Consider the following 8,132-nt stretch of genomic DNA (forward strand, 5'->3'; position numbering starts at 1 on the left):
TTGTCCGAGGGTTGTGAAGCTAAAACCACAGAAATACCCAAGAAAATGCCAGTCAATTTCTTAACTGACTGGCATTAAGCAGATGCTGGCTTTTTTATATTTCAGATTTAAGTTTTAGGCTGTTCTTCTACGATTGATGCATAACTTACATCGACATGCCGGAGCTGCTTTAAGCGCCACAATTGATGCTTAACTTCCTGCTCATAACCGTTAAATGCCAGTAATTTTGCATATTTCAACAAATCATACTGTGTTGGATAATTCAGCACCATCTCATCAATTTCTTTCAACTGCTCTGAATTAACAGAAGTATAAGGACTCATACGAATCCACTTGGCACGACGGTCGAGTTCAGACAGCAAATAAATCGGCTGATGATTGCTGATGGGTTGTTTGTATTTCTCATATCGTGCCGCTTGGTTAATCTGTTCTACAGCCACAGAATAATCGCGCATAATTATCAAGAGCAAAATCACAGATAGTGCATAGAACACTCGCATGTAATTTGAAGATAAACTAATCTCTCTTGTTTGAGTATTTTGTGACTGCACCAACCCGATAATAAAACCCAATGGCAACAAGAAATAAGCATAATTCTGCGGGAATTCAAACATCGCATGGATCAGTACAGCACTGATCATGACAATGCCGATCACGGATTCGGTCGAGTTGACCTGACGATGCAGTCGATAACCCCAATAAGCAAAATAAGCCAAGAATGGCAAACCCACAACAAAACCATTCCACAACAGGAAATCCAAGATAAAATTATGTGCACTTCTGATCCAGACCGGGCCTGAAAAGTATTCACTCACCAACACATAAGCCACACTCGTCTGGTGCCAACCATAGCCAAACCACGGTCGATCAGCAATTGCATGGATCATCTGTTGCCAGATCGCTAAACGCGACATATCTCCTGTTGCACGCTGTACCACTTCACGCGTTTGTACCGGCGCATCCATCAGTTGGGCTATCCATTGACTCGCAGATGGCAGCAACCAGATAAAACCAACAAATATAGCAAACCAACCAATCAGGTAATACCAGTTGGTCGCAATATAGCCCTTATAATACTGATAAACTAAATAGCCGAGAATAAATAAGCAAGCGACCCATGATGTCCGGGATTGACTGAGTGCCACAGCCAATAGCATGATCAGGGCTGACGGAACTAAAATCCATGTTTTTGCCTTGTGCTTTTCATACAAATATAAGCAGGCAAGCAAGGACATGACCAAAAATGTCGCCATGTTATTGGGCTGAGCAAAATTGGCAAAGGGACGATTCCCTCTGAGATTCACCATCAATCCAGTGAGATATTGATCAATCGTCAGCCATTGGCATATCGCCATTAATCCCGTTAATGTTCCCGCAATCAGAAAGACATAACTTAAACTCGTAAATGCCTTCTCTCGGGCAATTTTTTCTTTAGAAAGGTTATAGCCTAATACAATACTAAGCCAGAAGCCCAAAATAAAAACACAGGACATCAAGGCCTTACTAAAAAAGAACTGTTCGCCCACCCCCCATTGCAACAAAGGAACCAAAGCTAAACCTGCCAAGGGTAAGCCGATCAACGGCAAACTTATTCTGTCTTTTAGATAAATGGCTGCAAGGGCAAACAGCGACAGAAAGGCCAATGTTTCACCTGTATAGGTGACCCAAGGACGATAATGAATAGGTAATAGCCAAGCCAGTGCAATCAAGACACTGGCGAGGAGGGAAAGAAAAAATTTCATAGAGAAAGCGCAAAATATTTTTGAGCTATGTTAATTTGATATGGGGAAAATAACCAGTTTGAGGTAATACTTACAAGCTATAAACATACAACAATGCTTTTACAAGCTATAAAATAATTTATTGCTAGGTGTTTAGTCTCAGATTTTGATGGATCGAATCAATCTTAAAAAGTTCAGGTTCATCTGTCTACTTTTTGCGGATGATTTCGTAGGGGGGTCAGCACCTTGAGTGTTTTGAGTCTGCGGCCGAAGTTGTTTGCGGTAATAAAATCAGCAAGGGGAATACATAGCTGAGTGTGATCGTCGTAATGGAACCGTTTGACAGTAACTTCTTTAATCGTTCGGTTCATACGCTCGATTTGTCAATTGGTACATGGATGCTTGACCCTGATGAGGCGATGTTCAATGCTACATTCAGTACAAACCCGATTAAAGATGTGCTCAGAAGCGTAGCGATCACACGTGAACTGGATGCCGTTATCCTTCAGCACCGTGTGTATGCTGTAGGGCACAGCCTGAACCAGATTGCGCAGGAAATGCGCGACTACCATCTTATCGGCTCTGGTATACACTTCGGTGAACGCGAACTTTGAAGTGCGATCAATGGCAACGAAGAGATAAAGCTTACCCTGTGCTGCTTGCATCTCAGCGATGTCGATATGGAAGTAACCGATCAGGTAGCTTTTGAAGCACTTCTTGACAGGACGATCACCTTGCACCTCAGGCAGCCGTGAAATACCATAGCAGCGGTGTAATGATGAGCGCGTCAGATAAGGAATGCTTGGCTAGCGTAAGCTCTCTTGACTATTTTGTATTGCTCGACGCACTGCCTGTGTCGTTGTGGCGCTGCTGTGTAGAGCTTGTCCCATAGTGCTTCCTTCCATTTATGTGAGAATATTGCACCATTAAAATCCGGGACTAAACACCTAGTAAAATTTAATTTTAGTAGTAGAAATGAGCATTAAAAAAAGCTCTACGAATAGAGCTTTTTATTATTTTTTAGGATTAAGGCGCAGTACCAATTGAACAACTTGCATTATCACTAACATCACACGTGATTGTAGCACCAGTACCTTTTGGAGAGGTTGCTGTCAATGTGGTTGCCGTTAAATCTGTTGGTGGTGTTAAATCCTGACAATGTGTAAGAGTAGATACATCTGGCAAGTTAGCAACATCACCACTTTCTGAGATTTTTTCAGACATAAAAAGCGAAGAATATGATTTCATTTCTGATAAGCATGAAGAGTCATTTGCTTTTTTCGTATAACTTTGATAAGCAGGAATCGCAATTGCAGCCAAGATACCAATGATAGCCACTACAATCATCAACCCTCTACATTCCATAAGTCCCTTTATATGGACACATATCAAACCATTGAATTATATTGTTTTACTTAATTATTCACTTTGTACATATGGACATGCTTTTAAAAAGACAAAATTTTTCAAATTGTCCATATCAGAAAATAGCTTTTACTCGGGGCGATAGAATGAATTCTTATAATGGCAGACTGCTCATGAGATATTTTAAAATTTTGCCTAGCTAAAAACAGAATAAAAAAGTACAGCCTCATTATTTATAAGCCAACTTCTGTATGTCTTCTTTATGCTGAAGAATCACACGTCTTGTATGATGCAGAACAATACGTCTAGTCTCTTCGTCATCACCAAATTGCATGGGAAAAACTTTTACAGCTGGACGAGGTATTCGTTCGTTTACTTTGAAGTCTTTTAGCCGTTTCACTCTATTACTCCCCCTGATATATGAAACATTCAACATAGTAAAGCGCTTTTCCAATTTTAAAATTACTTCCGTGCCTACACAAGCAACTATCACTAAACTATATAGTTGTCTGCTTGCTTAGCTACTAATAATTTAGTTTTTCTGCTGCAAGCAACTTTCATATTTATATCTCCCAAAACCGACAAAACTGACACTTTTTGTCACTTAGTTACATAAATTTACTTATATGTAACTAAGATTTTTAATCTATTAAACAATGTATTGATTTAAAAAGAAATAATTAAGTAATATATTTTGGCACAATTTGTGCAATGTATAAATTAGCTTACAAAGCTTATAATTAAATTAACAAAACATTTGTGGAGAATGTTATGAATGCTCAAAAAGGCTTTACATTGATCGAGCTGATGATTGTGGTCGCTATTATTGGTATTTTAGCTGCAATTGCGATCCCTGCTTATCAAGATTATACAAAACGTGCAAAAATGTCTGAAGTGGTTGGTTTCCTTGCATCAGCAAAAACTGGCGTATCTGAAGGTTACGCAGATTTGAACGATTTAACAGGTATTGATAATGCTAAAGCTGGGCTGGCAGATGCATCTGATATTACTTCTAAGTATGTTAAATCGTTAACAGTAACAGATGGTGTGATCACTGTTGAAGTACAAGGTATTGATGATACCTGTGATGCAGCATCTCCAGCACTTACTTTAGAACCAACAGCAAATGCGACAACTGGTTCATTAGAGTGGGCAGGTACATCAGACTCAGCTTGTACAAAATTTGTTCCAGCGAATTTCCGTGGAACTAGTGGAACTTAATGTTTAAATTAATTAAACATTTACAAAATAAAGAGCTGTTCATAGCTCTTTATTTTTTACTGTTTATTTTAGGGGCTTCTGTCTATATTAGCTCTAATTTTTATAATGAAGCTCGGGTTTTAGAAGTGTTATTGTTAGTGGGCTTCGGGTTTTATGCTGTTAATCAAAAAAAATGTTTTTTTAATAAAAAAGAATATTTATTTCTAGCTTTTATTTACTTCTACTTTTTAATTTTCAAAAATGATCAATTAATTTTTTTTGATATTATATTATTTTACTTATTATATAAATCATTTTTTTTCTTGAACTATCATTCAATTATATCAAAAATGATAGTATTATCTAGCTTTCTAATTTTTAGTATGTTTCCTTTTTCTTTATTTGAATATTTGAATACAGGGGCATATAAAAACTGGTATCCATTACCATGGAATATTCGGATTTATAATAGTTATTTTTTAATTATATCTATTTTTGCAACTTGGTTTTTCCTAAGAGAGCATAAACATAAAAATATTTACTTAGCATTTATATTTTTAGCTTTCTTATCTATTTTACTAGATGGCGGTCGCTCAGCCACATTAGCCTATACCTTTTTTATTTTAATTGTATCTATATTTAATCAATTAACACGATTTAAACTATTATTTACCTATATTTTAACATGGTTGACTTATTTTTCCATCATACATTTCTCAAACTACTCTAGTTCGGGTTTAATAATGATTGCTCGAGAGACTACGAGCGGACGCTCAGAATTATGGAAAAATGCCTTTAAGTGTTGGATAAATAATCCATTTTTTGGATGTGGATTTTATCAATTAGATAAGTATTCAAATTTACCCGCACACCCCCATAACTTATTTATCCAAATTTTAACAGAAACAGGCCTACTAGGATTTTCTTGTTTGGCTTATGTTATTTTTTATATAGGCAGAAATATAAGCTGGAATCTTAAAGAAAACTATTTTGTACTTGCTGCATTTTTAGCTATTGGTATAGACCTCTCTTTTTCAGGTGTTCATATCTACCCCATTACACAGGTTGCACTTTTATGGTTATTTATATTTTTACTGAAAAACCCAGAGTTTCAACATGCAACTTATTTTAATAAAACCATTAATAAAATCTTACTACATACCCAATTTTTTGGTTTTATGATCTATATTATAATTACATTTTCCTTTATTTATTTATTTTCAAACACATCGGTTCTATCGAAAATTTTACCATCAACACCACCCCGATTTTGGGAATATGCTTATCAATTATTTTAGATATTTTTGCACGTGCTCTACTAAAAATAGCTACAAGATAGTTAAAAAATAGACTCTCTTCTGTTTTATTTTTTTGAATTTTAATATATTTGAACATTGTTCAGCATTATTTTTTATAAAAAACCTATGGGTAAATTTATAAATACCTAATGAAAATGAGCAATAGAGCTCTTTCATAATTCAAAAAGCAATTATTTTTTGATTGATATTTATACCCCAGATTTTTAGCATTAGTGAATAATCTACTGATGAAATATATCGCTTGAAAGAAGCTTTCTGAAATATAGTTAAAGCGATACACGGGCATCTCATGGTCAACCTTTTATTTAATGGTTGAGCAATTGAAAAATCATGTTCCAACTAAAGGCAGATCACCTAAGTTACGTGTGGAAAATGGGGGTTCTGCTATGTCTGAGCTATACTATCAGATCTCGATCGGATCAAATCTGAATTACCACACCAATAGATCAATCCACAGACGCAATCGTTAGGTACGATCAAACTGAACCGTACCGGGTTTGTCGGAGACTTTTTATTTAAGTTAGGCCACCTGACCTAATGGGTTAATTTTATCATAGTACATTGCTTCAAAATCAAAAGGTGACACATAACCTAGTGCACTATGTACACGCTCTTTATTGAACCAATCTACCCAGTTTAGTGTCGCAAGTTGTACATCCGCTAAACCTTGCCAATCCGCTTTTAAATATTCAATCACCTCTGTTTTGTATAAGCCATTCACCGTTTCAGCCAAAGCATTATCGTATGAATCACCGGTCGTACCGACTGATGCTCGTAAATTTGCTGCTTCTAAACGATTGGTATAACGAATGGAAAGATATTGCACACCTCTGGTTGTCAACGGCATTCTAAAATTGACCCCTTTTACCTTACAAATGGCAAAGTAAAATTGACCCCTTTGATCTCGTATTAAGTTTCAACCTGAGGCTGAATCCCTATTCTTTTTTTATCCTTTAAACGATAACTCTCACCCGATATTTGTACCACATGACAGTGATGCAGTAACCGATCTAACATCGCAGCGGTCAACGTGACATCATCCGCAAACGACTTCGACCATTGGCTAAATGGTAAGTTACTCGTCAATATCGTACTGCCTTTTTCATAACGCTTGGCAATCACGTTAAAGAACAGATTCGCTTCTTCACGTCCAAACGGTAAATAACCAATTTCATCGATAATCAGTAACTTTGGTGCCAGTACCGCACGCTGCATATAGGTTTTCAATTTACCTTGCTGGTAGGCTGTACTCAGTTGCAGCATTAAATCCGCTGCGGTAATGAACTTGATCTTAATGTTGTTCATGATGGCCTTATAGCCTAATGCCATGAATAAATGCGTTTTTCCTACTCCGCTAGCCCCGAGAAACACCACATTTTCTGCTCTAGGAATAAAGCTCAGATTGAACAGTTCAATCACCTGTGATTTAGGTGCCCCTAGGGCATAATTAAAATCATAGTCTTCCAGGGTTTTGACTTGAGGCAGGCCTGAGAGTTTCATCAGTACCTGCTGACTGCGTTGTTGCCTGGCAGCATGTTCATGCATCAGCATGGCTTCAACAAAGTCGGCATAACTTCCATCCTGACCTAATGTTTGTTGTGCATGATGTGACCATTGTGATGCGATGGCAGGCAGATTGAGCTTTTGGCAAAGCTGCTCTATACGTTCGTATTGCAGATTCATCAGGAAACTCCCAGCAACTGGTCATATACCGATAACGGATGCTGCAAACTCTCGTAGGGCATTACATGCTGTGCCGCTGCAACAGGTACAGTGCCGGAACCCGTATCTGATTGCGGTAATGGCGCAAATCTTTGCTGCTCGTGTTGCAGTCGAACAGCCGGTTTTTCTTGCGTGGTGGCATGAATCCGCTGATTGGCGGTTTCATGCAGCCACCGGCCAATGTGGGCATTGGCGACATCAACATCTAACAGTAAACCCGAAGTCTTCAGGCTTGCTTTCAATGGCACAATAAAGCTTGATTTGAGGTATCCATTAAAGCGTTCAACTTTGCCTTTGGTCTGTGCGCGGTAGGGCTTACATACGCGGGGACGAAAGCCATATTTCTTGGCACAGTCGAGCAGTTTGGGGTTCCATTTATGCTGCCCCTCCTGATAGGCATCCCGTTCAATCATGATCGTTTTAGCGTTATCAAACAGGATTTCCTGAGGTACTCCAGCAAAGAACTGAAATGCATTTTCCAGACCATCGATCCATGCAGCCGTACGTTCATGATCATAAAATTTCACGAAAGCCGCTCTGGAATAACCTAATGTGGCCACAAAGGCTTTCAAAGTCGTGTGGTGACGTCGAATCGTCGTGAAATCAACCTGCATTTGTTGGCCAGGTTGGGTTTCAAAACGAATGATCGGTTCCGGTTTAGCAATTGGTTTTAATGTTGCAAGATATTCCCTCAAGATCCTGATCTTTTCTGGATATCCCAACCCTAAAATTTCCTGGTAGAGCACAACGGCAGGAATCCATTCAGGATGAGCTGCGTTTACGCGTTCGAGCAAATAAGGTTTAT

6 protein-coding genes and 2 pseudogenes are annotated in these 8,132 nt (G+C 38.1%); 2 read left to right on the forward strand and 6 right to left on the reverse strand.

Annotated features, from left to right (window positions below; translation table 11 throughout):
- Nucleotides 1–107 precede the first annotated feature (107 nt).
- From PAE54_RS12050 to PAE54_RS12060, 3 genes and pseudogenes are all read right to left on the reverse strand, one after another.
- Complete coding sequence (locus PAE54_RS12050) at nt 108–1,742, reverse strand: PglL family O-oligosaccharyltransferase (protein WP_326519616.1); 1,635 nt, start codon at nt 1,740–1,742, stop codon at nt 108–110.
- A 179-nt stretch (nt 1,743–1,921) separates the two neighbouring features.
- A pseudogene (locus PAE54_RS12055) lies at nt 1,922–2,611 on the reverse strand (DDE-type integrase/transposase/recombinase).
- A 136-nt stretch (nt 2,612–2,747) separates the two neighbouring features.
- Nucleotides 2,748–3,068: a prepilin-type cleavage/methylation domain-containing protein gene (locus tag PAE54_RS12060; RefSeq protein ID WP_326519617.1), complete on the reverse strand. Its 321-nt coding sequence runs from the start codon at nt 3,066–3,068 to the stop codon at nt 2,748–2,750.
- A 789-nt stretch (nt 3,069–3,857) separates the two neighbouring features.
- On the opposite strand from PAE54_RS12060, the gene PAE54_RS12070 reads away from it, so the two are divergent.
- A complete protein-coding gene (locus tag PAE54_RS12070; protein WP_326519619.1) occupies nt 3,858–4,307 on the forward strand; it encodes a pilin in 450 nt (149 codons plus the stop codon).
- The gene (gene tfpM, locus PAE54_RS12075) at nt 4,307–5,584 is read left to right on the forward strand and encodes an O-linking oligosaccharyltransferase TfpM (RefSeq protein ID WP_326519620.1); all 1,278 of its coding nucleotides are present in this window, start codon (nt 4,307–4,309) and stop codon (nt 5,582–5,584) included. The genes PAE54_RS12070 and tfpM overlap by 1 nt, the downstream gene beginning before the upstream one ends.
- A 541-nt stretch (nt 5,585–6,125) precedes the next feature.
- Here the strand turns inward: tfpM and PAE54_RS12080 are convergent.
- From PAE54_RS12080 to istA, 3 genes and pseudogenes are all read right to left on the reverse strand, one after another.
- A pseudogene (locus PAE54_RS12080) lies at nt 6,126–6,437 on the reverse strand (integrase core domain-containing protein); the annotation flags it as partial.
- A gap of 77 nt (nt 6,438–6,514) precedes the next feature.
- Nucleotides 6,515–7,288 carry an IS21-like element ISAba8 family helper ATPase IstB gene (istB, locus tag PAE54_RS12085; RefSeq protein WP_326519621.1) on the reverse strand — a complete coding sequence of 258 codons (774 nt, stop codon included), beginning with the start codon at nt 7,286–7,288 and terminating at the stop codon, nt 6,515–6,517.
- Nucleotides 7,288–8,132: IS21 family transposase (istA, locus tag PAE54_RS12090; protein ID WP_326519622.1), on the reverse strand; the 845-nt coding region annotated here is incomplete at its 5' end. The genes istA and istB, both read right to left, overlap by 1 nt.

This window comes from Acinetobacter minutum, assembly GCF_035916735.1.
Taxonomy (GTDB): domain Bacteria; phylum Pseudomonadota; class Gammaproteobacteria; order Pseudomonadales; family Moraxellaceae; genus Acinetobacter.